Consider the following 22248-nt stretch of genomic DNA (forward strand, 5'->3'; position numbering starts at 1 on the left):
CGGTTTCATTGCAATGTCACGTGGCTGGTCGCGAGAAGCTGCGCAAAGGCGTCGCTCGCGAGATAGGCATGCTCGCGTTCCCTGACATCCGTCATCGGGTCGAGGCCGGTGAGGACCTCGTCGACGAAGCCGGGATGGCACATCACGAGGCCGCCCTCGGGAAGACCTTCCAGGAACTGCCGCATCAGATCGCCGAAATCGGCCGCGCGTGTGAAATCATAGGCGCCCGCAAATGCGGGATTGAACGCAAGACCGGCGCGCTTGGCCCGGCGGCGGAATTGCGCGCTGAGGACATCGAGCACCATCGCTTTCGGCGACGCCAGCCGTTGCGCCAGCGGCAGGTCGCGTCCGCCCTGGCGCACCCACGCGTTGGGCGCCGCTTCGCTGACGGCATCGAGGAAGCCGTCGCGCACCTGCGGAAACAGCTGCACATGCTGATGGCCGTCGACGAAATCGGGCGCGCGGCCGAAGGCTTCTGCGAAAGCTGCGAGCTGCGCTCTCACCTCGTTGCGAAAGAATTCGCGGTCGAGCCGCCGCAGAAATCCGGCGCGCAGCAGTTTTGGAAAGGCCATGAACATGTCGCCGTCGAGCGGCCGGAAATGCATGGTGAGGGGGCGGAACGGCGCCGACAGCGTCACATGCAATCCGATCGCGCAGCGCGGGCTCGTCTTCGCTGCGGCCTGGAGCGTATCGATCTCGCCACGCTCGATCGCGGGGCCCACCATCATCACCGAGGCCGCGTTGAGGCGGCCGCGAGCGACCAGGTCGCGGATGGCGCGATTGACACCCAGGCTGATGCCGTAATCGTCGGCGCAGAGCCAGATCGGCCGCGGCGCTGCCGCCGCACTCATTCGGCCGCCGTCCTCTTCGACGCGTCGTCGGCCTTGCCGGTCTCGAAATGCTTTTCACTGTGCTCGGCGACGAAGTAGATCGGACGCGCCTTCAGCTCCGAGAGGATCTTGCCGATATATTCGCCGACGATGCCGATCATGATGAGCTGCACGCCACCGATCGTCATCAGGCCGATCACGAGCGAAGGATAGCCGGGTACCTGCTTGCCGGTGGTCCAGACCTCCCACAGGATCGACAGGCCGAACAGGAAGGCGCCGCCGGCGAGGATCACACCGAGCAGGCTCGCAAAACGCAGCGGCGCCACCGAGAACGAGGTCACGCCTTCGATCGACAGGCCAAGCAGACGCGCGGCGCTGAAGGTCGTCACGCCATGGGTGCGCGGCGCCGGCTCGTAGTCTACGCGGATCTGGCGGAAGCCGATCCAGCTTGCCAGGCCCTTGAAGAAGCGGTTGCGCTCCGGCAGCTGCCGCAGCGCTGCGACCGCGCGCGGCGACAGCAGGCGGAAGTCGCCGGCATCTTCCGGGATCTTTTGGCGCGCGCCCCAGTTGATCAGCGCGTAGAAGCCGTGCACGGCGACCCGGCGCAGGAAGGGCTCGTTGTCGCGATGGGCCTTGGCGGTGTAGACGACATCATAGCCGTCCTCGATCCAGTGCCGCACGAGCTGCTCGACGAGCGTCGGCGGGTGCTGGCCGTCGCCGTCCATGAACAAAACCGCGCCGAGCCGGGCGTGGTCGAGGCCGGCCATCAGTGCAGCCTCCTTGCCGAAATTGCGCGACAGCGACACCACCTGGACATCGACCGCATCGGCCGGCAGGCTGCGGGCGATCGACAGCGTCGCGTCCGCGCTGCCGTCGTCGACGTAGATGACCTCGCAGGACAGCCGGTAGCGTTGCCGCAAGGTCTTGGCGATATCGCAGATGCGCTGATGCAGGACGGCGAGGCCCGCCGCCTCGTTATAGACGGGGACGACAATCGACAGCCCCTTCGCAGCGGCACTCGCTGCGGTGGCGGTCAGGCCGGAAACGTCAGAGCCCAGCGTCATCGATCAAGGTTCCAGAGGGCGTTCAAAGTCATCTCAACAGCATATGGTAGCTGCTGCTTGCTGTCGCTACGCTGAACGGACCTGAGGCTCACTGCCGCAGGAACGTTTCGAGCTTGGCGAACAGCGGGTTCTCCCGGTCGAACACGTAGTCGAGCGAGACCACCGAGACGGTCTCGGCGCCATGTTCGCGCAGGAAGCTCGCGAGCGCGTAGAGCTGTCCGGGTGGGCAGTGCAGCGTGAGCATGCCCGACGAGGTCGGCCCGCCGAACGGAGCCTCGACGCCGAAACGGCTGTGGGCCTCGGTGAGCAGGGTGGCGTCGCATTGCCGGAAGCGGGTCCGGACCTCGCGATATTTGTTGGCCCGGGCCCGGGCGGCGATGTGGTCGAGGATGACGCGGGCGGTCTCGCGGGCCTGCGGCGACCAGTCGGCCTCCTTTGAGGCGACCAGATTGGCCTGGCTGCGCAGGATCACGCCGTCGTCGAGCACCCGCAAGCCATTGGCGGCGAGCGTCGCACCTGTCGTGGTGATGTCGACGATCAGCTCGGCGCTGCCGGCCGCCGGCGCGCCCTCGGTCGCGCCAGTGCTCTCGACGATGCGGTAATCGGTGATGCCGTGGCTCTGGAAGAAGGCGCGGGTGAGGTTGACGAACTTGGTCGCGACCCGCATCCGCATGTGATGCTGCTCGCGGAAGCCGGTGGTGACGTCGTCGAGATCCGCCATGGTGCGGACGTCGATCCAGGCCTGCGGCACCGCGACTACGACGTCGGCATAGCCGAAGCCGAGCCCGTCGATCAGCGACACGCGCTTGTCGGCGTCGGCGATATTCTCGCGCACCAGGTCTTCGCCGGTGACGCCGAGATGCGCGACGCCGCGGGCGAGCTGCGATGCGATCTCGCTCGCCGAGAGATAGGCGACCTCGACATTGTCGAGGCCTGCAAGCGTGCCGCGATAGTCGCGGGCGCCGCCGGCCTTCGACAGCTTGAGCCCGGCACGGGCGAAGAAGGCCTCGGTGTTTTCCTGGAGGCGACCCTTGGAGGGAACGGCCAGAACGAATGGCGCGCTCATGACTTAAGCTCCCACCTTGCGGCCGATCCTGGTCAGCGCGTCCACCCAGACCGAGAAGCCGACGGCCGGGATCGGCGCCGGCGATCCGAGCTGGGTCATCAGTCCATCATAGCGGCCACCGGCAACCAGCGGCTCGGCGCCGTTGCCTTTGTGATGCAGCTCGAATTCGAAGCCGGTGTAGTAATCGAGGCCGCGCCCGAACGCGGTCGAGAAGCGCGTGGCCTTCACGTCGATGCCGCGCGCCGCCATGAAGCCGATCCGGCTCTCGAACTGGTCGATTGCGCCGGCAAGGTCGAGCTTTGCGTCGGCGGTCAGCGCGCGCAGCGCGGCAATGACATCGTCCGGATTGCCTGAGATCGACAGGAAGCGCTTCAGCACGGTGACCGCCTCGCGCGGCAGTGCACCGCCCTTCAGCGTCGACTGCTCGAGGAAGCGGTCGGCGATCTCGGCCGTGGTGCGGCCACCGACATTGGTGGTGCCGGCGATCGACATCAGATCGGTGACGAAGGCCAGCGCCGCCTTGCGATCGGAGCCCGCCAGCGCAGCCAGCACGCCCTCATATTCGCTGCGCGTGGTTGCGGTCGTGCGGGCCAGCCCTTCCAGATCCTGCTCCAGGCTGATCCTGCGATGGAAGTCCTTGACCAGGCGGCGGCGCCAGACCGGATAAAGGTCGAGCGCGTCGAGCAATGCGTTGAACAGCGCCACGTCGCCGGTGCGGATCTCGACGTCGCGCACGCCGAAAGCCGCGGTCGCCTCCAGCGCCAGCGCCAGCGTCTCGGCATCCGAGGCGGCACGATCCTGGCGGCCGAACGACTCGATCCCGGCCTGGAGGAATTCACTGGCCTGTCCGCTGCGGTAGCGGAACACGGGACCCAGATAGCTGAACCCGGCCGGCTGGCCGGCGCGGCTGGAGGCGAGATAGTCGCGCGCCACGGGGATCGTCAGGTCGGGGCGCAGGCAGAGCTCGTCGCCGGACAGGTCGGTCGTCAGATAGAGGCTTTTGCGGATGTCCTCGCCGGACAGGTCGAGGAACGGCTCGGCCGGCTGCAGGATGGCGGGCTCGGCCCTGACATAGCCGGCCTGCGCAAAGGACAACAGCAGCGTATCCGCCCAGGCGGCGGAGCCGGCAGCATTTGAGGTGGCAGTCGCGGTCATCTCGGGGTCCATCGTCCCGGCGGAACCGGGCAGGGCAAGGGGAGGCCAAGAGGAGGCCAAGGGGAGGCAAGCTGGCGCAGCCCTTAGCATGGCCTGAAAGCGGTTTCGACCTCCAAAGGATCAATCGCTTAACGGTCTTCTGTCGTGCCCCAGATGTCCTGGGAAAGCCACTGGTGGCCGGGATGCGCATACGACAGAGCTGATGCTCGCGCCTCAGCCGAGATCATGCAGATCCTTGCCGAGCGGCGGCGTCAGGCGAAACGCCGAAAAAACGACCTTCAATCCGGCCCGCTCGGGCGTGCAGGCCATCGGCCCCACAAGGTACGAGTCTGCCTTGGCGAATGGCGCCAATCGCACAAGCGGCCAAAGCTTGCCATCGGCCGAAACCTGCAAGCGAAGGACACCATTGGTCACGGTTGCGCGCATCCAGAAGTCGCCGGCGTCGTGCCCATAGGGGGCTGTCGCCCAGTCTGATCGTCCGTCGGTCAGAACGCTGCCAAGCATGGCGCGGCCGTCGGAGAATTCGATTCCGGCCTTGACCCAACGTTGCGCGTCGATACGGACCATGATGCCCGCCTGGTCGTAGAGCGCCCGAAAGTCGCCCTGGACGCGCAATTCGGCGGTGAATGCCTCGGCGGTGCGGAAGCCCAGGAAATGTCCGCTGTCCCGACTGAAGCCGTAATGGGTTTCGCGCCAGAAATCGGTGGCTCGATCAGTGACCATCTCGAGGCCGTCGCCGCGCGCGGTCCACCGTTCCGGTTCATTCAGCCACACGCCGTCGCTTCTACGGAAGATCGGATCGCTCATGTCAAACCTCGATCAGCATTGGCAGCCGGTCCAGCGCCATCCCACAAGCAGGAGGACACAACCCAAACGAATGCAGAGTCCGGTTCGACCAGGTCGAACCAGACTCTGTCACTCCTGCGTCAACCTGAAGATCAGGAGGTCAAAGCAGCCCGTTCTTCTTCAGGATATCCGATGCGTTGTCCTTCGTAATCAGCATTGTGGGCAAGGTGATGACCGGCTCCAGCTTCTCGCCCTTCAAGAGCTTGACGGCTTGCCGCAGCCCTTCGGCTCCGGGCGTCGCATAGAGGAAAGTCGCCGTGAGCTGCCCCTTGCTGACCCAGGTCACGCCTTCATCCGGCAGGCCATCGATGCCAAGAATGAACTTGATATCCTTGTCGCGGCCGGCGTCCTTGGCCGCGAGATAGGCGCCGTAGGCCATCGGATCGTTATGGCCATAGACCAGGTCGATCTTCTCGTTGTTGCGCAGCGCGGTCGTCATGATGTTGTAGGCCTTATCCTGCTTCCAGTCGCCCGACTGGTTGTTGAGCAGGTTCTTGATGCCCGGCTCCTTGTCGGTGAAAGCATGGAAGCCGTCGTGCCGGTCGTGGGCGGGCTGCGTGCCCATGCCGCCCCAGATTTCGACGACGTTGCCGGCCGCCTTGCCGGGACCGCCGAGCAGCTTCACTGCATATTCGCCGGCGGCCTTGCCGATCGCGACATTGTCGCCGCCGATGAACTGTGTGATCCGCTTGGTGTCGACGTTGCGATCCAGCACGATGACCGGGATCTTGGCGTCGATCGCCTTCTCGACGACGCCGGTCAGGCCCGCCGATTCCTTAGGTGAGATCAACAGGACGTTGACCTGCTGGACAACGAGGTTCTCGCAATCGGCGACCTGCTTCTCGGTCTTGTCCTGGCCGTCGGTGATGACGAGCTCGACATCCGGCTGCTTCTTTGCCTCGGCCTGGATGTCCTTGTTGAACTGCACGCGCCACGGCTCGAGCGTGGTGCATTGGCTGAAGCCCACCTTCCATTTCGCGGCGGCCTTGGCGGGACTCCAGCCGGCCGGCACGTAGATCGTCATCGCGGCGCCGGCCATGGTGGTCGACAATTTTAGGAATTCACGACGCTTCATCGAAATCCTCCCTTGCAAATTGCGCCTTGGCGGCGCTTGGCAGCCGACAGGATTCGGCTGTTTTCGGATCGGCGCTGGCTTCCGGCGATCGGCTGAACCGCCATCGCGCGATGAGCTGGCCGAGATTCTGCTCCTGCACCAGCACGGTGCAGACGATGATCAACCCCTTCATCAGCAGCTGGACGTTGGAGTCGATGTTCTGAAGCTGCAGGATGTCCGACAGCAAACCGAAGATCAGGACGCCGACGAAGGTGCCGGCGAGACCGCCTCGGCCGCCCATCAGGCTGGTGCCGCCGATCACGACCGCGGCGATGGCGTCGAGCTCGAGCCCGGCGCCGGCATCGGGCTTGCCTTGCCGGTACTGCGCGACGAACAGGACCCCTGCAATTCCCGCCAGGAGCCCGGACAGCAGATAGGCGGTGAGCTGGACCTGGGCGACCTTGATGCCCGAAAGCTTGGCGGCCTCGATGTTGCCGCCGATCGCATAGGCGTAGCGTCCAAAGGTCGTGAAACGCAGGATCGCGCCGAACAGGACGATCGCCGCGAGGAAGAAAACACTCGGCACCGGCAGCACGCCCCACAGCATCGAGCGGAGCAGCTCGAATGATTCGGTGGCGTTGGTGCCGGTGTAGACCGGCACGACGGCATTGTCCTGGCCGGCGGTGAGACGGGCGATGCCGAGCGCACTGACCATCATCGCCAGCGTGACGATGAAGGGCTGCAATCGACCGGTGACGATCAGGACGCCGTTGATCGCCCCGAGCATCAAGGCGAGGCAGGGCGCGACGAGGAGAACGCCGAGAACGCCGAATTTGGTCGCGACCTGGTTCCCCGTCCACCATGCCACCGCGATCGCGACGACAAGGCCGAGCAATCCTGGAAGCCCCGTGCTGCGCCATGACGATAGCGCGATCTCGCGGCGTCGCCCCGCGCTGACATCACGGCCACGGGCGAGACCGGCAAAGATGAAGCGCGCAGCAAGGGCAACGGCAACACCGCTGACAAGCGTCGCCGCCGGAACGCCGATCACAGCGGCCGCGGTCCAGCCGGGCTTGGTGAGCAGCATCGCGCAGATCACCGTCGAAAAGCCCATGACCGAGCCGACCGACAAATCGATGCCGCCGAGCAGAATGACCATCGTCATGCCGGTGGCGACCAGGCCCGTAATCGAGACCTGCCGCAGGACATCGGTCAGGTTGCCGTAGGACAGGAAGATATTGTTACCGGACGACGTATGCGGCGAGGTGAGGGCGCCGACCAGGCAGATGAGCAGCAAGCCCCAGTAAAGCTTGGTCCGGGACAACAGCCGAAGAAGCGCCTTCATGACAATGTTTCCTGCGACCAGGCTGCCATGCCCGGCGCTGCAAGGCGCATCACCGTCTCTTGCGTCGCGCTTTCGCGCCGCAGGATTCCGGTCTGCCGCCCCTCACACATCACCAGGATGCGGTCGGACAGCAGAAGAAGCTCCGGCATCTCGGAGGTCACCACGACGATGCCGAGGCCTTGCGCGGCGAGATCAAAGATCAGCCGGTAGATATCCTGCTTGGCGCCGATATCGATGCCGCGGGTCGGCTCGTCGAGCAGCAGAATCCGCGGTTCGGTGGCGAGCCACTTGCCGATCACGACCTTCTGCTGATTGCCGCCGGAGAGCGCAGCTGCCGTCTGATCGATGCCGGTGCAGCGGACCGAGAGCCGGCCGACCATGTCGGCCGCCAGCGCGCGTTCACGCGCGACGGCGCGCAGGCCGAAGCGCGACAGCGCGCCGATCGAGGGCAGGGCGATATTGTCGCAGATCGAGGCCGCGAGGTGCAGGCCGCGCTCTTTGCGATCCTCGCTCACGAGCGCGACACCGAGGCGGTAGGCCTCCGCTGGCGAGCTGATATCGACGGTCGCGCCATCGATCGCGATGGCGCCGCCCCGCCAACCGTTCGCGACACCAAAGATAGACTCCAGGATCTCCGTCCTGCCGGAACCGAGCAGGCCGCCGATGCCCAGGACCTCGCCGCGCCCGAGCTGAAAGCTGACGCCGTGCAACATCCGGCGCCAGCCATGCGGACCAAGCGTGTCCAGCGTCAGGTCATCCACCGAAAGGACGTTCGCGCCGTCTTGCGCGGCCGCCCCGCGATCGCTTGTGACCATGTCGCGGCCGACCATCGCCGAGATGATCGCGCCCCGCGACAAGTCACCGATCGGAGCCGTGACAACGTGCCTGCCGTCGCGCAGCACCGTCACCCGGTCGGCGAGATCGAGCACCTCCTCGATACGATGCGAGGTGTAGATGATCGCGACGCCTTCGCTCGCGAGTTGCCGCACGATCTTGAACAGGGTCTCGCATTCCGACGACGACAATGCAGAGGTCGGCTCGTCCATGATGAGGATGCGGGCGTCGAGCGATAGCGCCTTGGCGATTTCCACCAATTGCTGCTCGCCGACGCGCAAGTCGGCGAGTCGACTTTCGGGAGCGATCCGGACGCCGAGGCGGTGCAGCAGGCGCTCCGCCGCCTTGACCATGCGGCGGCGGTTGATGAGCACGCCGCCGATCAGCGGCTCGCGACCCAGAAAGATATTGTCGGCGATGCTCAGCTCGGGAACGAGATTGAGCTCCTGGTGGATGATCGCGACGCCGGCCTCTTCAGCATCGCGCACACCGGCAAATGCGGCGGCCCGGCCACCGACCTCGATCGTCCCCAGGTAATTCGTATGCACGCCCGCAAGAATTTTCATCAAGGTGCTCTTGCCGGCACCGTTCTCGCCCATCAGTGCGTGCACCTCGCCGCAGCGCAGATCGAAGTCGACGCTACTGAGCGCCTTTACACCGGCAAAAGACTTCGAGACGCGCTCCGCAGAAAGCACAATTTGCCCGGTCGGCGCGCAGGCCCGGCCCAGCTCGACCATACGCGGGGAGCGGTGCGCGGCCCGATCATCCTCTTCTCCGAGGGCGCCGAAGCGTGTCTCCATCGGGCTACTCTCCTCCCAGCGCGCTCAAAGTCTCAGGAGACGTCGCGCGCCAGCTGTTCGTTCGTCATTTTTCTGATATGCTAGTTATATCAGTTGCCGCTCGTCAAGCCTCTTGCTGTCAACAATTGGCTTCCGCACCACTGGAAATGTGAACGTCAGCCAAAGGACCAGAGCATGCATTCAGTCGGCGGATTCGGCGGAGGAACGACCGCCGCGCGTCGGGCGGGCGGGTCGAAAGTCGACCAGGCCTATTTGGCGCTCAAGCGGGCCATCGTTTCGGGTGCGCTCGCGCCGGACGCGCCAATCGACAAGAATGAGTGGTGTGCAATTTTCGAGGTGTCTCGACTTTCCATAACGACCGCGATCAATCGGCTGGCTTTTGAGGGGCTTGTCGTGGTTGAGCCGCAGCGCGGCTCTTACGTGGCCAAGATCCACCTTGAGGATGTGCGGCAATGGATGTTGATGAGGCGTGCGCTGGAGATAGAGGTGGTCGGGGTCTGCGCGGCCGACATGCCGGACGATGCGATTGCTGCGCTTGGTCAGAACGTCGCCTACCAAATGGCCGCCATCACCAGCGGTGACCTCCAGGGTTTCCACGAACTCGACACCCGATTTCATCGCCAGATGACTGAGGGCTTGCGGCTGGGGCGGGTTGGCGAGGTTCTCGATCCGATCCGGACTCATCTGGAGCGCGTTCGCCGGACGCTTCTGCCGGAGCCGGGACGACCCGAGGGAACCTTCCGCGAGCACGAAGCGATATTTCGAGCGATTGCTGCCCATCAGCCTGATCAGGCAAAAAACCAAATGGCGAACCATCTCGATCGCGTATCGCGCGAGCTGCAGTCTTTTGTCGCGAAACATCCCGGCTTCTTTGAAGACTAGCACCCGCGGGCCCAGCCAGACGCAGAACTATCTCGCTTTCGCGATCCGACGCGCCTGCACCCCCTGACGTCACAATGCGATTGAGTCCGGCGGACAAGTCGTCGCATACTCATTTTGGGTATGGCGGATGAGACGTTCGCTGCTGCCTTCGTTTACAAGATGAATGTTGGCTTCCGATTCATGCGCAATGCTTCTGATATTATCCGGACGGTCTCGCGACACACGCTGGCCTATATGCTGTTTTCGATCAGCGAGATGTTCCGGAATTACGACGAATTCGATCCGATGGACCTTCTGATCGTGCACGCGATTCTCAATGCGAACGTCATCAATGTGATGAACGATCCGTCACTGGACGAGAGGTTTTCCAGCATTCACACGGTCGAGCCGGATACGATCAAGCAGGGCGTGTCCCGCGCGGCACTGTCTCGCTTCCTCCGCCTGCCGCTGGAGACGGTTCGTCGTCGCGTGGCGGGACTGAAGAGGCGGAAGGTTCTCGCCGAGACCAAGGCCGGGCTGATCGTGACCGAGCAGAATGCATTCAAGTTTGGCAACAACCACGAGCTACAGAAGACCAACATGCTGCTGCTGACGAAGCTGCTTCGCGATCTCAAGCGCGCCGGCATCAACGGACCGGATGATCTGAGTGCCGCCAAACTGGTCGTGGCGACGAAGAAGGCGAAGTAAGCGGCAGGACATGGATCAAAGCCATCTCAACATTGCTGGCGATGGAGTTCAAAAAAGCGCTGCTGAGCGCTTGTTGTCGTTCCAGGGTCTCAAGCCATCCGCGGCGCTCGAGCTCCGGTCGTATGACATCGATCATTTCGGCGACAGCGAGAGATATGCCGGTGCGTCCAGCATGCCGTTGTCTGCCGGGTCGACCGCGATCATGCGCGCGCGGCTCAGTCTGCCGACCCTGAGCCTGTCGCTGGTGAGGACCTTCCCGCGGATCATTCGCGGCTATCAGCTGGCGCATGCCGCCGCCGTGGTGGTGCCGATGGATCATGTGACCTCGACCCGCATCAATGGGCAGTCAATCGGTAGTTCGATTGTCATCTTGAAGGGCGCGTCCGATTGCCTGGTCTATGAGCCGGTCGGCCGTCTGATCGGTGTGGTCTACTTCACGCCGCCCGCGTGCGGGCCCTGGTCTCGACTGGATGGCTATCATTTGCTGAGCCCGGCAGCGGACGTGCTCGCCTCGCTGCAGTGCCTGATCTCGGCAACGCTTGAAACCGCCGCCAACGATCCGGACTTCCTGAACGGGCCGATTTCGCGAGCGGCTGTCGAACAATCCCTGCTCGGCGCGATCGACGGCGCCATCCGGACCAGCGTGGACAGCAGGTCTGTGCATGCCACGACAGAGAGCTATCTACGGATCGTCGCCGACATGGAAAGATCGATCCGGCACGATCTGACGATCTGGCTCAAGACGACCGAAATGGCCGAGCGGGTGGGCGTGTCGGTTCGGACCCTGCAGAGTGCGACGCAGGCCATCTGCGGCATGAGCCCGAATCGCTATAGCCGGGTCCTGCGTCTCTGGTCGGTGCGCCGGCAACTGCGCACCGGCCCGGGACGGCGCAGCGTGAAGGCCTGCGCCATTGCCCATGGCTTCTGGCATTTGAGCGAGTTCGCGGCGAGCTACAGGGCGGCGTTCGGCGAGCTGCCGTCCGAGACCCTGCATCGAGCTGTGCGGGAGCACAGCTAGAAGGGAGATCGCGACCTAACCGGCCGTAGCGCCCCAATCGCCCAGCACGGCCTGCACCAGCGCCAGCGCCGCCACCGCGGCCGTGTCTGCCCGCAGGATCCGCGGGCCCAGCGCCAGCCGCAGAATCCTGGGCTGGCGCAGCAGCAGGGCCCGCTCTTCTTCGGCGAAGCCGCCCTCGGGGCCGATCAGGACGTCGATACCATGCCCGGATGCGCGCGCCTGTTGCAGGCTCTGGATCGGATTCTCGACCTCGGCCGCCTCGTCGCAGAACACCAGCAGGCGATCGGCGGGGCGCTGGCTGAGGTAGCGCTCGAGCGGCGCGGGCTCGGCCACGGTGGCGAGGCTCAGGATCCCGCATTGCTCGGCGGCCTCGATGACATTGGCGCGCATGCGCTCGGTGTTGACGCGCGAGGCCTGGGTGAACCGGGTCTGGACCGGTTGCAGGATGGCGGCGCCCATCTCCACGGCCTTCTGGACCGTATAATCGAGCCGGGCATGCTTGAGCGGCGCAAACACGTAAGCGAGGTCGGGCAGCCGATCCTGGGGGCGGACTTGCTGCAGGATGACGAGGTTGTCGGGCCGCTTGCGGCCTTCGATCGCGGCCTGCCATTCGCCGTCGCGGCCGTTGAAGACCAATACCTCCGCCCCGGCGGCAAGCCGCAGCACATTGCCGAGATAGTTGCTCTGGTCCCGGTCGAGCGGAACCCTGGCATCCAGGGCCAGGGAGGGCTCGACGAACAGGCGGGGGGCGCGAAAATCGTGGGAGGGCATCGATCAAAAGTCCGATTTGCCGCCGTTCTTAACCGAAACCAGCCGTTTCGGGGGTAAATATTGCCGAATTGGTGCGTCGGCGCGCCGCGCTCTTGCCCTATTCGACGGGTTGTTAAGCGCCGGCGGGAATCGTAAAATCGCGGGCGCGCTGGTTGCGCTTCAATTGGGAAGACGCCGACCCCGTAAGCTCCTGCCGGAGAGACTATCTTGATGATCCGTCGATTGATGGTTCCGATCACTGCCGCCATGCTGACCATGGGTGCTGCTGGCGCCTACGCCCAGGGGTTCCCGGCGCCGCTGCCGGGCCGGTCCGCACCCGATCCCGCGTTTCCGCCAGTGAACGGTTCGGCGCCGGTCGCCTCCGTCGGCGGTGCACCGCAAGCCTCGTTCCCGACCAACGGCGCAGCTCCCATCGGCGGTGCCGGCGCCTTCAGCGCGGCGCCACCGACGCAAGGCGGTTCCGGCGAGGACTGCATGAAGGCCTTCATGCCGCTCCGCGAGGAGGCCGAGAAGCGCGGCAAGCTGATCCAGGCCGCGAGCAGCCGTCATGCGCCGCCGGATGAGGCCTGCAAGCTGATCCGCAATTTCAGCCAGGCTGAGACCAAGATGATCAAATACATCGAGGTTCATGCCGCCAAATGCGGAATCCCGCCGAACGTCGGCGCCCAGATGAAGGACGGCCACAAGAACACCGAGGCCATGGCGACGAAGGTCTGCAACGTTGCGCAGCAGATGCAGAACCAGCCCCGCGGTCCGGCCGGTCCGTCGCTCAGCGAGGTGGTGGGTTCGGGCTCGGCGCCGGAAGCCAATGCAGGCAAGAAGGGCGGCAGCACCTTCGATACGCTCAACGGCAACGTCCTCACCCGATGAGTGACACATCCGCCCGCGTTGCCGATTCCACCGGCAACTGGGTCGATACGCTCGCGCCGCAATGGGCGCGGCCTTATTTGCGCTTGTCTCGCTTCGATCGTCCGATCGGCTCCTGGCTTCTGTTGATGCCGTGCTGGTGGTCGGCCGCGCTCGCCAGCGGCATGGCGCATGATGTCCATCGCCTGCCGCTTGTCATCGTGCTGTTCTTGATCGGCGCCTTCGTGATGCGCGGCGCCGGCTGCACCTGGAACGACATCACCGACCGCGACCTCGACGACAAGGTCGAGCGCACCCGCTCGCGGCCGCTGCCGTCGGGGCAGGTGACCACCAGGCAGGCGCTCGCCTTCATGGTCGCGCAGGCCCTGATCGGGCTCGTCGTGCTGCTGCAGTTCAACCGCTTCGCGGTTCTGACCGGCATCGCCTCGCTTCTGATCGTTGCGATCTATCCCTTCATGAAGCGCATCACCTGGTGGCCGCAGATCGTGCTCGGGCTCGCCTTCTCCTGGGGCGCCCTGATGGGATTCGCCGTCACCTTCGGGCGCATCGACGTCACCGCATTGGTGCTCTACGCCGGCGCGATTTCCTGGGTGATCGGCTATGACACCATCTATGCGCATCAGGACGCCGAGGACGATGCGCTGATCGGCATCAAGTCCACCGCGCGCCTGTTCGGCGCACATACGCACCAGGCGCTGATCCTGTTCTATGGTCTTGCAGTCATGCTGATCGGTGTCGCACTCGCCTCAGGCGATGCGCGCTGGCCAGCCTGGCTCGGGCTTGCCGCCTTCGCCGTGCATCTGGGCTGGCAGATCGCGCGGCTCCGGATCGAGGATCCCGAGCTCTGCAGGCGGCTGTTCTATTCGAACAAATATGCGGGGGCGCTGCTGTTCGCGGGATTGCTGGCCGACGCGGTGATCCGCGCGGCTTAGTTCCTTGCAGTGATCTCGCGTTCTCCGCGATGAACCGGCAGCTCGCGCGCCATGGCGGTGCGGCGGCGCATCAGGAATTTCGGACGGCGGTCGCGGATCGCGTTGCGGCGGCGACGGCGCGGTGCGGGCTTGCGGGCACCTTCGTCGAGCTGCGGCAGCGCAAATATCTCGCTCCAGATCGCCCAGGCCTCAGCGAGATCGTCGCCATCGGCACTGACCAGCAGTGGAACGGAGAGCGAGGGATCGCGATGCACCAGGACGAGGGTCTGCGCCTCGTCATTGCCGCGCAGCGCGACGCCGGTGAAGTCGCTGACGCGGACGTTGATCGCCATCTGCATGCCGCGGACGGCACGGCGCAGCACGACACGCTCGCGATGAAGCTCGATTTGCCTGGTGTAGCCGTCGGCACGCGGATCATGCGCATCGAAGCGGACCGGAAGGGAAAGAGGGTCGAGCCGCAAGCTGCGGCTCGACCCGGCGGGGTTGGCCCCGCATGTTGCTGTTTGACGCCTCACGGCTTTAGTTCTCCCCGCCAGGATTATGTTCCCGGTCGATGCGAGGACCTTAGCGCGCTCGTTTCCGAAACCGCTTAAAAAGCCTGGTTAATCCGGCGTCACCGCCCGCCATGATTGACAAGACCTTGGCGCGCATGATTGACGAGACGTTGCGCAGAAGCCGCGAATCTGAGCCTTCTGCAGGCTGATAATGCTTGAAGTCCGCACCATTTGGGCACATCTGGTGTTCAGGGCCCCGATCGCCCCGAAACCTCCCGCGTCCCAACAGGATTTCGTTTGTGAACCCTTCACCAAGCTCGACGCTTTTGCCCCAGGAAACGTCCAAAGCCAATCGCGACCTGTTCGATCAGTCCGCGCTCTCGGATCTTGCTCAGCGTCTGGTCGAGGCGGCGAAGCGCGCCGGCGCGGATGCGGCCGACGCGGTCGCGGTGCGCGGCATCTCGCAGGGCGTCGAGGTGCGCGACGGCCGTGTCGAGGAGTCCGAGCGGTCTGAGGGCGACGATGTCGGCCTGCGCGTGCTGGTCGGCCGGCGCCAGGCCGTGGTGTCGACCAATGACGCCAGCGGCGATGCCGTGACCAAGCTTGCCGAGCGTGCGGTGGCGATGGCGCGTGTTGCGCCCGACGACAAATATGTCGGGCTCGCCGATCCCGCGCTGCTCGCGCGCGATTTCCCCGATCTCGATCTGCTCGATCCCGATGTTCCCGCGACGTCAGAGCTCGAGCGCCGCGCGCTCGAAGCCGAAGCCGCAGCACTTGCCGTCAAGGGCGTGTCGAAATCCGGCGGCGCCTCGGCCTCCGCCGGCATGGGCGGCATGGTGCTCGTCACCTCGACCGGTTTCCACGGCTCATACTTGCGCTCGAGCCAGGGCATCTCGGCGACCGCGATCGTCGGCGAAGGCACCGGCATGGAGCGGGACTACGACTTCACCTCGGCGCCGCACGGTGCCGATTTGCTGTCGCCGGAAATCGTCGGCCGTTCCGCCGGCGAGCGCACCGTGGCGCGCTACAATCCGCGCAAGGTCGAGACCTGCAAGGTGCCCGTCGTGTTCGATCCGCGCGTTGCGGGCTCGCTGGTCGGCCATGTCGTCGGCGCCATCAACGGCGCCTCGATCGCGCGCAAGACCAGCTTCCTGAAGGACAAGCTCGGTCAGCAGCTGTTTGCGAAAAACATCCGCATCATCGACGACCCCCTGCGCAAGCGCGGCCTGCGCTCGCAGACGTTTGACGCCGAGGGCGTCGCCGTGAAGCAGACCGCGCTGATCGACGAGGGCGTGCTGACGACCTGGCTGCTCGATTGCGCCACCGCGCGCGAGCTCGGCCTCACCACCACCGGCCACGCCCATCGCGGCGTGTCGTCCTCGCCGTCGCCCGGGCCGTACAATCTGCATCTCGAACCGGGCACGCCGACGCCGGCCGAGCTGATCTCGGACATCAAGCAGGGCTTTTACGTCACCGATCTGATCGGCTCGGGCGTCAACGGCGTCACCGGCGATTACAGCCGCGGCGCCTCCGGCTTCTGGATCGAGAACGGCGAGCTCACCTATCCCGTGAGCGAGGTGACGATCGCGGGCCATCTGTTCGAGATCTTCAAGTCGATGCAGCCGGCCAACAATCTCGAGTTCCGCTACGGCATCAATGCGCCGACGGTGCGCATCGAAGGACTGACGCTTGGCGGACGCTGACAGTCTCGACGCAAACGTTCTGACGCGCGACGCGGCGCTGCTGCAGGACACGGTGCGGGAGGCAGGTCGCCTCGCGCAGTCGATGTTCCGCACCGAGCTGAAGAAGTGGACCAAGGGCGCGTCCTCGCCGGTCTCGGAAGCCGACATCGCCGTCAACGACCTCCTGGAAGCGCGGCTGCGCGGCGCCACGCCGGACTATGGCTGGCTCTCGGAGGAGAGCGCCGACGATGCCACGCGGCTGTCACGGCGGCTGACCTGGGTGGTCGATCCCATCGACGGCACCCGCAACTATCTCAACGGCCATGACGATTGGTGCGTCAGCGTCGCGCTGGTCGAGGATGCCTCGCCGGTGCTGGCTGCGGTGTTCGCGCCTGTTAGCAACGAGTTCTTTTTCGCCGTCCGCGGCCAGGGCACGATCCTCAACGGCAAGCCGGTCCGGGCGACGGGGGGGACCGCGCTCGACTTCGCTCGGGTCGCCGGCCCGAAGCCGATGGTCGAGCGACTCAATACAAGCGGCGGCGACATCAAGCTGCATCCGCGAATCGGGTCGCTGGCGCTCCGGCTCTGCCGGGTCGCTAATGGCGGGCTGGATGCGGCTTTTGCGGGGGGCAACAGCCATGATTGGGACCTTGCGGCGGCCGATTTGATCGTGCAGGAAGCGGATGGTAGGATGAGCGACCTCTCCGGAGATCCCATCCTCTATAATCGTCGGGAAGTGGCGCACGGGGTGCTGGTGGCAGCGGGACGCGATCGTCATGCGAGCATTGTCGCGCATTTTCGAAATCGCCCCTTGCCCTGAGCGCGTCCGTTATGCTTTTCGAACACTGCTTTGCCGGGCAGCCCGTTAGGAGAACCCATGTCTGATAGTGCCCCGCAACAACTGCTCCATCTCGTCATCGGTGGCGAGCTGCTCGACCTCGAGCACAACACCTTCAAGAATCTCGACGACGTCGAGATCGTCGGCCTCTATCCGAACTATGCGTCCGCCCACGCCGCCTGGCGCGCCAAGGCGCAGAGCACGGTCGACAACGCGCAGATGCGCTATTTCATCGTCCATCTCCACCGGCTGCTCGACCCGAATCAAGAAACGAAGGCGCGTTGAAAAAACTGCTTCGCAATACGCTACGAAGCAGCTGGTTTCAGCGTGCCGTCGGGGTCTTGGCGGCCGAATATCTGCGTCTGGTCTGGCGGACCAACAGGTTCACGTTCGATCCGCCCGACGTCTATGACATCGTCGAGCCGCAGATCCCGGCGATCTTCGCATTCTGGCACGGCCAGCATTTCCTCACCCCGTTCATCAAGAACAAGGATTCCTACCGGGCCAAGGTGCTGATCTCCCGGCATCGCGACGGCGAGTTCAACGCGATCGCCGTCGAGCGGCTCGGCATCGGCCTGATCCGGGGTTCCGGGGATCACGGCGGCGCTTTCCACCGCAAAGGCGGCGTCGGCGCCTTCAGGGAAATGGTGTACACGCTCCAGGACGGTTGTAATGTCGCGCTGACCGCCGATGTCCCCAAGCGTTCGCGCGTGGCCGGCCTCGGCATCATCATGCTGGCACGGGAATCGGGGCGGCCGATCATGCCTTTCGCAATGGCGACCAGCCGCTTCATCCGGCTCAAGAACTGGGACCGCACCACCATCAACCTGCCGTTCGGGCGGGGCGCTCTGGTCGGCATCAAGGAGATCCACGTGCCGCCGGATGCCGATGCCGCCACCATGGAAGCGCTGCGGCAGGAGCTGGAAGACACGCTGAACGAAGCGACCCGCCGCGCCTATGCGCAGCTTGGTCGTCCGGGACCTGCAGATGGCTAATTCGCTGCCTCATGGGCTGCCGATGACGCTGCGGATGTATCGGCGCCTGGCCACGGGCCTGGTGCCGCTCGCGCCTGCGCTGATCAAGCGGCGGCTGAAGCAGGGCAAGGAAGATCCCGCGCGCGTCGGCGAGCGGCGGGGGCTCAGCCGGGACGTGCGTCCGCATGGCCCGCTGGTCTGGATCCACGGCGCCAGCGTCGGCGAGGTTTTGGCCGCGGCCGCGCTGATCGAGCGGCTGCGCGACCTCAATTTGCGCATCCTGCTCACCTCCGGCACGGTCACCTCGGCCGCCGTTGTGGCAAAGCGTTTTGCGCCCGACGTCATCCATCAATACGTGCCGTATGATTCCCCGCGCTACGTCGCGCGCTTCCTCGACCATTGGAAGCCCTCGCTGGCACTGTTCATCGAATCCGACCTGTGGCCGAACCTGATTTTGGCAGGCGCGGCGCGCCGGGTGCCGATGGTGCTGATCAACGGGCGGATGTCGCAGCGCTCCTTCCCGCGCTGGCGCCGGATGCACGGCACCATCTCGGCGCTGCTGTCGCGGTTCGACATTTGTCTCGCACAGTCCAACACCGATGCCGAACGCTTCTCCACGCTCGGCAGCCGCGACGTCGTCACCACGGGCAATCTCAAGCTCGACGTTCCGGCGCCGCCGGCCGATCCCGCAAGGCTCGAACGGCTGATGACGATGACGCGCGGGCGTCCGATCATCGTCGCAGCCTCGACCCATCCGGGCGAGGACGAGATGCTGGTCGCCGCGCATCGCAACCTCGTCGGTTTCTTCCCGCAGCTTCTGACCGTGATTGTGCCGCGGCATCCCGATCGCGGCTCGTCGATATCAGGTCTGATCACGGCGTCGGGCCTGAAGCCGGCCCTGCGCTCGCGCGAGGAGCTGCCGACGGCCGCGACCGACATCTATGTCGCCGACACCATGGGCGAGCTTGGCCTGTTCTACCGTCTCTCGCCGATCGTCTTCATGGGCGGATCGCTGATCCGCCATGGCGGCCAGAATCCGATCGAGGCGATCAAGCTCGGTGCGGCCATCGTCCATGGTCCGCACGTCTTCAACTTCGCCGACGTCTATGAGGCACTCGACGGCCGCGGCGGTGCACGCCAGGCCGACACGCAGGAGGCGCTGGTCAAGCAGCTTGGCCAGCTGCTGGCCGATCCGGCCATACGCGACAAGATACAGCGCGCAGGAACAGGCGTGGTCGAGCAGCTCGGCGGCGCGCTCGATCGCACCATGACGGCGCTCGAGCCGTATTTGATGCAGTTGCGGATCGAGATGGGAGCCGCCAATGCGTGAGCCGGCCTTCTGGTACCGGCCGCGTTCCCCGAACTCATATCTCCTCAGCCCGTTGGGCGCGCTCTATGGCGCCATCGCTGCGCGCCGCATGGCGCGCAGTGGATTTGATGCCGGCATCCCCGTGATCTGCGTCGGCAATTACCACGTCGGCGGCGCCGGCAAGACGCCGACCGTGCTGGCGCTGGCCAAGCTGCTGCGCGAGCTCGGCGAGACACCGGTGGTGCTCAGCCGCGGCTATGGCGGACGCTTGCACGGCCCGGTGATGGTCAATCGCGAACGTCATACCGCTGCCGATATCGGCGATGAGCCGCTGATGATGGTGCGCGACGTCCCCGTCGCCGTCGCACGCGCCCGCCTCGACGGCGTCGCGCTGGCCAAATCCCAAGGCGCCACCGTGATCCTGATGGACGACGGCTTCCAGAACCCGCTTCTGTTGAAGGACGCTTCGCTGATCGTGATCGACAGCGCGCGCGGCCTCGGCAACGGCAAGGTGTTTCCGGCCGGTCCGCTGCGCGCGCCGCTGAAGGCGCAGCTTGCGCGCACCGACGCGCTGGTGCTGATCGGCGACGGCCATGCTGCGGACGATGTCGCGGCGAAGATCTCCGCGCGCGACAAGCCGGTGCTACGCGCGCGCCTGAAGCCGGACGCGGCTGCCGTCGCGCAACTGTTCGGCAAGCGGGTTTTGGCTTTCGCCGGCATTGGCGATCCCGAGCGTTTCTTCCGCAGCTTGGCAGCCTGCGGAATCGAGGTCGCACGCACGCGTCCCTTCGCCGATCACCACATGTTCTCGCGAGGCGAGCTCGCCGCGCTGGCAGCCGAGGCGCGGCGCGAGCAGCTCATCCTGGTGACGACGGAAAAGGATCTCGCGCGCCTGCGCGGCTGCGACGGCGTGCCCGATGGTGTCGTGCCGTTCGCCGTCCAGCTCGAGTTCGGCGATCCGGCCAAGCTCAAGCAATTGATCAGCGACCATCTCTACAAGGCCCGCGAGCGGCGCTTTTCAAGCCGCTGAAATTTCCGCGAACGATCGTCTCGTAGGGTGGGCAAAGCGAAGCGTGCCCACCATCTATGTTCGCGTCCGGAGTGAGGTGGTGGGCACGCTGCGCTTTGCCCACCCTACAGCAGTCCGCCATTCAGCCAACGTTCATCGCAAAACCTATATCGATCCCACGCGATCTCGGAGAATGCGATGAAACTGCTTCTCGCGGCCCTTGCCGCCGGCCTTGTGTGTCTGATCGTTGCGCCCATGTTTGCACAGACGACGCCGGCCCCCGCGGCTTCAGGCGCCACGGTGCCGGTTCCCGCGACCAAGCGCGTGACTTGTCTCGCAACGACGCAGAACCTCAAGGGGCAGGACAAGCGCGACCAGATGCAGCTCTGCATGGCGCAGGCGCGGCTCGATTGCCTGAAACAGGCGATCGATCAGAAGGTGGTCGGCGAGGCGCGCAAGAGTGCGATCAAGACCTGCGTGGGCACGGATGGTCCCGAGCAGGAATAGCCGCGCGGGTGAGGCCTCACGCCTGCGGCTTCGGCGCGTTGGGGAAATGCCGCTGCAGCACGGCGGTGGGCGTGGCGTAGGCTTCCTGCAGGTCGACGCTCCAGTATTTCAATTCGTCGAGCGGGATCCGTGTGTCGGTGATGGCGCAGCGCACGAATGTCCCCGGCGAGATCACGCGGAAATCGCCGTCGAGATATTGTACCTGCGCTTCGCCATGGCCCGAGGGGCCGAACTTGTTCAGCACGGTCGAAAGTCTCCGTGGATGGGCCCTGTTCGGAAAACCTTGCAGGGCACGATGTGTTGGACTGGATGTAGCATAAATAGGGTGGCTTGTCCGCCCGTTAAACCCACCGGTTTGTGATGTTTTGCCGCCGTTACCGCATGATAGTGCTTGAGGCCGTGCGCCACCTCCAACAGAGTCCGATGCGCCTTCCGCTGACCGCCCTGTTCCTGACGGTTCTGATATCGGCCGCGCATGCTGCGCCGGCGCCTGCACCTGCGCAGATCGAGATTCCGCTGTCGTCAGGCGTCCTGCATGCGCAACTGTTCAAGCCCGAGGGCGAGGGGCCGTTTCCGACCGTGATCGCGCTGCATGGCTGCGGCGGCCTCGGCAGCCATTCCGATTCCGTCCAGCCGCGCTATCGCGATTGGGCCGAGCGCCTGCTTAGGGCGGGCAATGCGGTGCTGCTGCCGGACAGCTACGGCTCGCGCGAGCTCGGTCCGCAATGCCGCGTCAAGGAGACGCACGTCAAGGCGCGGCGCGAGCGCGTCACCGACATCGCGGCATCGCGTGCCTGGCTGATGAAGCAGAGCTGGGTGGCGCGTAACCGTGTCAGCCTGATGGGCTGGGCCAACGGCGCCAGCGCGCTGCTCTGGGCGGTGCGTCCGCAGAGCGTGGCGCGCGATGCGGGACCGGACTTCCGCGCCGCGATCGCATTCTACCCGGATTGCCGGATCTCCGCCGGTCTCGGCTGGAGCACGCGGGTGCCGACGCTGGTGCTGATCGGCGCCAATGACGACGTCTCGTCGCCGCCGGCCTGCCGCCAGATGGTGGATGGCGCGCACGGCCGCAGCGCGCTTGCGCGCATCGTGGTCTATCCCGGCGCCTATCACGATTTCGACCGCGCCAACACGCCGCTGCACGCGGCCGCCAGCAGCACCGACGCCGCCGTACCCGAGCATGGCCATCTCGGCACCGATTCCGAGGCGCGTGCGGACTCGCAGAAGGAAGTCGCGGAGTGGCTGGCGCGATAGTGGTGCCTTAGTTCGACCATGATGTCGGCT

Annotated in this window: 24 protein-coding genes; 13 read left to right on the plus strand and 11 right to left on the minus strand. The window is 65.3% G+C overall.

All coding sequences use genetic code 11. The features are described 5' to 3' along the window. Window positions 1-5: 5 nt before the first annotated feature. The 8 genes from ABID58_RS13165 to ABID58_RS13200 all read right to left on the minus strand — a co-directional run bounded on the left by ABID58_RS13165 (window position 6) and on the right by ABID58_RS13200 (window position 8931). Window positions 6-851 carry a ChbG/HpnK family deacetylase gene (locus ABID58_RS13165; protein WP_354032944.1) on the minus strand — a complete coding sequence of 282 codons (846 nt, stop codon included), beginning with the start codon at window positions 849-851 and terminating at the stop codon, window positions 6-8. Then, window positions 848-1894, minus strand: a complete 1047-nt coding sequence (locus tag ABID58_RS13170; protein WP_148755079.1) for a glycosyltransferase family 2 protein — start codon at window positions 1892-1894, stop codon at window positions 848-850. The genes ABID58_RS13165 and ABID58_RS13170 overlap by 4 nt, the downstream gene beginning before the upstream one ends. An 88-nt stretch (window positions 1895-1982) precedes the next feature. Beyond that, the gene (gene hisG, locus ABID58_RS13175; RefSeq protein ID WP_354032945.1) at window positions 1983-2960 is read right to left on the minus strand and encodes an ATP phosphoribosyltransferase; all 978 of its coding nucleotides are present in this window, start codon (window positions 2958-2960) and stop codon (window positions 1983-1985) included. 3 nt (window positions 2961-2963) lie between these two features. Continuing rightward, complete coding sequence (locus ABID58_RS13180) at window positions 2964-4115, minus strand: ATP phosphoribosyltransferase regulatory subunit (protein ID WP_148755081.1); 1152 nt, start codon at window positions 4113-4115, stop codon at window positions 2964-2966. 213 nt (window positions 4116-4328) lie between these two features. After that, window positions 4329-4922 (minus strand): DUF1349 domain-containing protein, encoded by a 594-nt coding sequence (locus ABID58_RS13185; protein ID WP_148755082.1) that lies wholly within the window; start codon window positions 4920-4922, stop codon window positions 4329-4331. 139 nt (window positions 4923-5061) lie between these two features. Then, window positions 5062-5985 carry a substrate-binding domain-containing protein gene (locus ABID58_RS13190; protein WP_430640200.1) on the minus strand — a complete coding sequence of 308 codons (924 nt, stop codon included), beginning with the start codon at window positions 5983-5985 and terminating at the stop codon, window positions 5062-5064. A gap of 37 nt (window positions 5986-6022) precedes the next feature. Next, entirely contained in the window at window positions 6023-7360 is a 1338-nt protein-coding gene (locus ABID58_RS13195; protein WP_354032946.1) for an ABC transporter permease, read from the minus strand. After that, a complete protein-coding gene (locus ABID58_RS13200; protein ID WP_354033041.1) occupies window positions 7357-8931 on the minus strand; it encodes a sugar ABC transporter ATP-binding protein in 1575 nt (524 codons plus the stop codon). The genes ABID58_RS13195 and ABID58_RS13200 overlap by 4 nt, the downstream gene beginning before the upstream one ends. Window positions 8932-9168: 237 nt before the next feature. Between ABID58_RS13200 and ABID58_RS13205 the strand changes: the two genes are divergently transcribed. The 3 genes from ABID58_RS13205 (at window position 9169) to ABID58_RS13215 (ending at window position 11581) form a co-directional block, all read left to right on the plus strand. Beyond that, window positions 9169-9876: a GntR family transcriptional regulator gene (locus ABID58_RS13205; protein WP_354032947.1), complete on the plus strand. Its 708-nt coding sequence runs from the start codon at window positions 9169-9171 to the stop codon at window positions 9874-9876. Window positions 9877-10056: 180 nt separating this feature from the next. Continuing rightward, window positions 10057-10563: a hypothetical protein gene (locus tag ABID58_RS13210; protein ID WP_148755086.1), complete on the plus strand. Its 507-nt coding sequence runs from the start codon at window positions 10057-10059 to the stop codon at window positions 10561-10563. Further along, window positions 10523-11581, plus strand: coding sequence for a helix-turn-helix domain-containing protein (locus tag ABID58_RS13215; protein ID WP_354032948.1), 1059 nt, complete (start codon window positions 10523-10525; stop codon window positions 11579-11581). The genes ABID58_RS13210 and ABID58_RS13215 overlap by 41 nt, the downstream gene beginning before the upstream one ends. 15 nt (window positions 11582-11596) lie before the next feature. Here ABID58_RS13215 and ABID58_RS13220 read toward each other — a convergent pair whose 3' ends face one another. Next, on the minus strand, window positions 11597-12352 hold the full coding sequence (locus ABID58_RS13220; RefSeq protein ID WP_354032949.1) for a 16S rRNA (uracil(1498)-N(3))-methyltransferase: 756 nt from the start codon (window positions 12350-12352) through the stop codon (window positions 11597-11599). A 210-nt stretch (window positions 12353-12562) separates the two neighbouring features. Here ABID58_RS13220 and ABID58_RS13225 point away from each other — a divergent pair, with 210 nt between their 5' ends. Together ABID58_RS13225 and ubiA are read left to right on the plus strand one after the other, a co-directional pair. Next, on the plus strand, window positions 12563-13222 hold the full coding sequence (locus ABID58_RS13225) for a hypothetical protein (RefSeq protein ID WP_148755089.1): 660 nt from the start codon (window positions 12563-12565) through the stop codon (window positions 13220-13222). Then, complete coding sequence (gene ubiA, locus ABID58_RS13230) at window positions 13219-14151, plus strand: 4-hydroxybenzoate octaprenyltransferase (protein ID WP_148755090.1); 933 nt, start codon at window positions 13219-13221, stop codon at window positions 14149-14151. Before ABID58_RS13225 ends, ubiA begins: the two co-directional genes overlap by 4 nt. Here the strand turns inward: ubiA and ABID58_RS13235 are convergent. Further along, on the minus strand, window positions 14148-14666 hold the full coding sequence (locus ABID58_RS13235) for a DUF6101 family protein (protein ID WP_354032950.1): 519 nt from the start codon (window positions 14664-14666) through the stop codon (window positions 14148-14150). The genes ubiA and ABID58_RS13235 overlap by 4 nt on opposite strands. 278 nt (window positions 14667-14944) lie before the next feature. Between ABID58_RS13235 and ABID58_RS13240 the strand changes: the two genes are divergently transcribed. From ABID58_RS13240 to ABID58_RS13270, 7 genes are all read left to right on the plus strand, one after another. Beyond that, window positions 14945-16348, plus strand: a complete 1404-nt coding sequence (locus tag ABID58_RS13240) for a TldD/PmbA family protein (RefSeq protein WP_148755092.1) — start codon at window positions 14945-14947, stop codon at window positions 16346-16348. Continuing rightward, window positions 16335-17147 carry an inositol monophosphatase family protein gene (locus tag ABID58_RS13245; RefSeq protein ID WP_354032951.1) on the plus strand — a complete coding sequence of 271 codons (813 nt, stop codon included), beginning with the start codon at window positions 16335-16337 and terminating at the stop codon, window positions 17145-17147. Before ABID58_RS13240 ends, ABID58_RS13245 begins: the two co-directional genes overlap by 14 nt. 57 nt (window positions 17148-17204) lie before the next feature. Continuing rightward, on the plus strand, window positions 17205-17450 hold the full coding sequence (locus ABID58_RS13250) for a DUF4170 domain-containing protein (protein ID WP_128953976.1): 246 nt from the start codon (window positions 17205-17207) through the stop codon (window positions 17448-17450). Next, entirely contained in the window at window positions 17447-18160 is a 714-nt protein-coding gene (locus tag ABID58_RS13255) for a lysophospholipid acyltransferase family protein (protein ID WP_148755094.1), read from the plus strand. The genes ABID58_RS13250 and ABID58_RS13255 overlap by 4 nt, the downstream gene beginning before the upstream one ends. Next, complete coding sequence (locus ABID58_RS13260; RefSeq protein ID WP_354032952.1) at window positions 18153-19469, plus strand: 3-deoxy-D-manno-octulosonic acid transferase; 1317 nt, start codon at window positions 18153-18155, stop codon at window positions 19467-19469. The genes ABID58_RS13255 and ABID58_RS13260 overlap by 8 nt, the downstream gene beginning before the upstream one ends. Further along, complete coding sequence (gene lpxK, locus ABID58_RS13265) at window positions 19462-20478, plus strand: tetraacyldisaccharide 4'-kinase (RefSeq protein WP_354032953.1); 1017 nt, start codon at window positions 19462-19464, stop codon at window positions 20476-20478. The genes ABID58_RS13260 and lpxK overlap by 8 nt, the downstream gene beginning before the upstream one ends. A 177-nt stretch (window positions 20479-20655) precedes the next feature. Then, the gene (locus ABID58_RS13270; protein WP_354032954.1) at window positions 20656-20964 is read left to right on the plus strand and encodes a hypothetical protein; all 309 of its coding nucleotides are present in this window, start codon (window positions 20656-20658) and stop codon (window positions 20962-20964) included. Window positions 20965-20980: 16 nt separating this feature from the next. Here ABID58_RS13270 and ABID58_RS13275 read toward each other — a convergent pair whose 3' ends face one another. Next, window positions 20981-21208 carry a DUF2093 domain-containing protein gene (locus ABID58_RS13275; protein ID WP_354032955.1) on the minus strand — a complete coding sequence of 76 codons (228 nt, stop codon included), beginning with the start codon at window positions 21206-21208 and terminating at the stop codon, window positions 20981-20983. 179 nt (window positions 21209-21387) lie between these two features. Between ABID58_RS13275 and ABID58_RS13280 the strand changes: the two genes are divergently transcribed. Further along, a complete protein-coding gene (locus tag ABID58_RS13280; RefSeq protein ID WP_354032956.1) occupies window positions 21388-22218 on the plus strand; it encodes a dienelactone hydrolase family protein in 831 nt (276 codons plus the stop codon). Window positions 22219-22248: the final 30 nt, after the last annotated feature.

The organism is Bradyrhizobium sp. S3.2.6, from assembly GCF_040546885.1.
Classification (GTDB): Bacteria; Pseudomonadota; Alphaproteobacteria; order Rhizobiales; family Xanthobacteraceae; genus Bradyrhizobium; species Bradyrhizobium cytisi.

Excerpts from the sequence above, each read along its gene's own strand:
- ABID58_RS13250 (WP_128953976.1), top strand. The coding sequence starts at position 17,205 with ATGTCTGATAGTGCCCCGCAACAACTGCTCCATCTCGTCATCGGTGGC.
- ABID58_RS13165 (WP_354032944.1), bottom strand. The coding sequence starts at position 851 with ATGAGTGCGGCGGCAGCGCCGCGGCCGATCTGGCTCTGCGCCGACGAT.
- ABID58_RS13270 (WP_354032954.1), top strand. The coding sequence starts at position 20,656 with ATGAAACTGCTTCTCGCGGCCCTTGCCGCCGGCCTTGTGTGTCTGATC.
- ABID58_RS13225 (WP_148755089.1), top strand. The coding sequence starts at position 12,563 with ATGATCCGTCGATTGATGGTTCCGATCACTGCCGCCATGCTGACCATG.
- lpxK (WP_354032953.1), top strand. The coding sequence starts at position 19,462 with ATGCGTGAGCCGGCCTTCTGGTACCGGCCGCGTTCCCCGAACTCATAT.
- ABID58_RS13210 (WP_148755086.1), top strand. The coding sequence starts at position 10,057 with ATGCGCAATGCTTCTGATATTATCCGGACGGTCTCGCGACACACGCTG.
- ABID58_RS13200 (WP_354033041.1), bottom strand. The coding sequence starts at position 8,931 with ATGGTCGAGCTGGGCCGGGCCTGCGCGCCGACCGGGCAAATTGTGCTT.
- ABID58_RS13220 (WP_354032949.1), bottom strand. The coding sequence starts at position 12,352 with ATGCCCTCCCACGATTTTCGCGCCCCCCGCCTGTTCGTCGAGCCCTCC.
- ABID58_RS13195 (WP_354032946.1), bottom strand. The coding sequence starts at position 7,360 with ATGAAGGCGCTTCTTCGGCTGTTGTCCCGGACCAAGCTTTACTGGGGC.
- ABID58_RS13180 (WP_148755081.1), bottom strand. The coding sequence starts at position 4,115 with ATGACCGCGACTGCCACCTCAAATGCTGCCGGCTCCGCCGCCTGGGCG.
- ABID58_RS13205 (WP_354032947.1), top strand. The coding sequence starts at position 9,169 with ATGCATTCAGTCGGCGGATTCGGCGGAGGAACGACCGCCGCGCGTCGG.
- ABID58_RS13260 (WP_354032952.1), top strand. The coding sequence starts at position 18,153 with ATGGCTAATTCGCTGCCTCATGGGCTGCCGATGACGCTGCGGATGTAT.
- ABID58_RS13185 (WP_148755082.1), bottom strand. The coding sequence starts at position 4,922 with ATGAGCGATCCGATCTTCCGTAGAAGCGACGGCGTGTGGCTGAATGAA.
- ubiA (WP_148755090.1), top strand. The coding sequence starts at position 13,219 with ATGAGTGACACATCCGCCCGCGTTGCCGATTCCACCGGCAACTGGGTC.
- hisG (WP_354032945.1), bottom strand. The coding sequence starts at position 2,960 with ATGAGCGCGCCATTCGTTCTGGCCGTTCCCTCCAAGGGTCGCCTCCAG.
- ABID58_RS13280 (WP_354032956.1), top strand. The coding sequence starts at position 21,388 with ATGCGCCTTCCGCTGACCGCCCTGTTCCTGACGGTTCTGATATCGGCC.
- ABID58_RS13170 (WP_148755079.1), bottom strand. The coding sequence starts at position 1,894 with ATGACGCTGGGCTCTGACGTTTCCGGCCTGACCGCCACCGCAGCGAGT.
- ABID58_RS13190 (WP_430640200.1), bottom strand. The coding sequence starts at position 5,985 with ATGACGATCTACGTGCCGGCCGGCTGGAGTCCCGCCAAGGCCGCCGCG.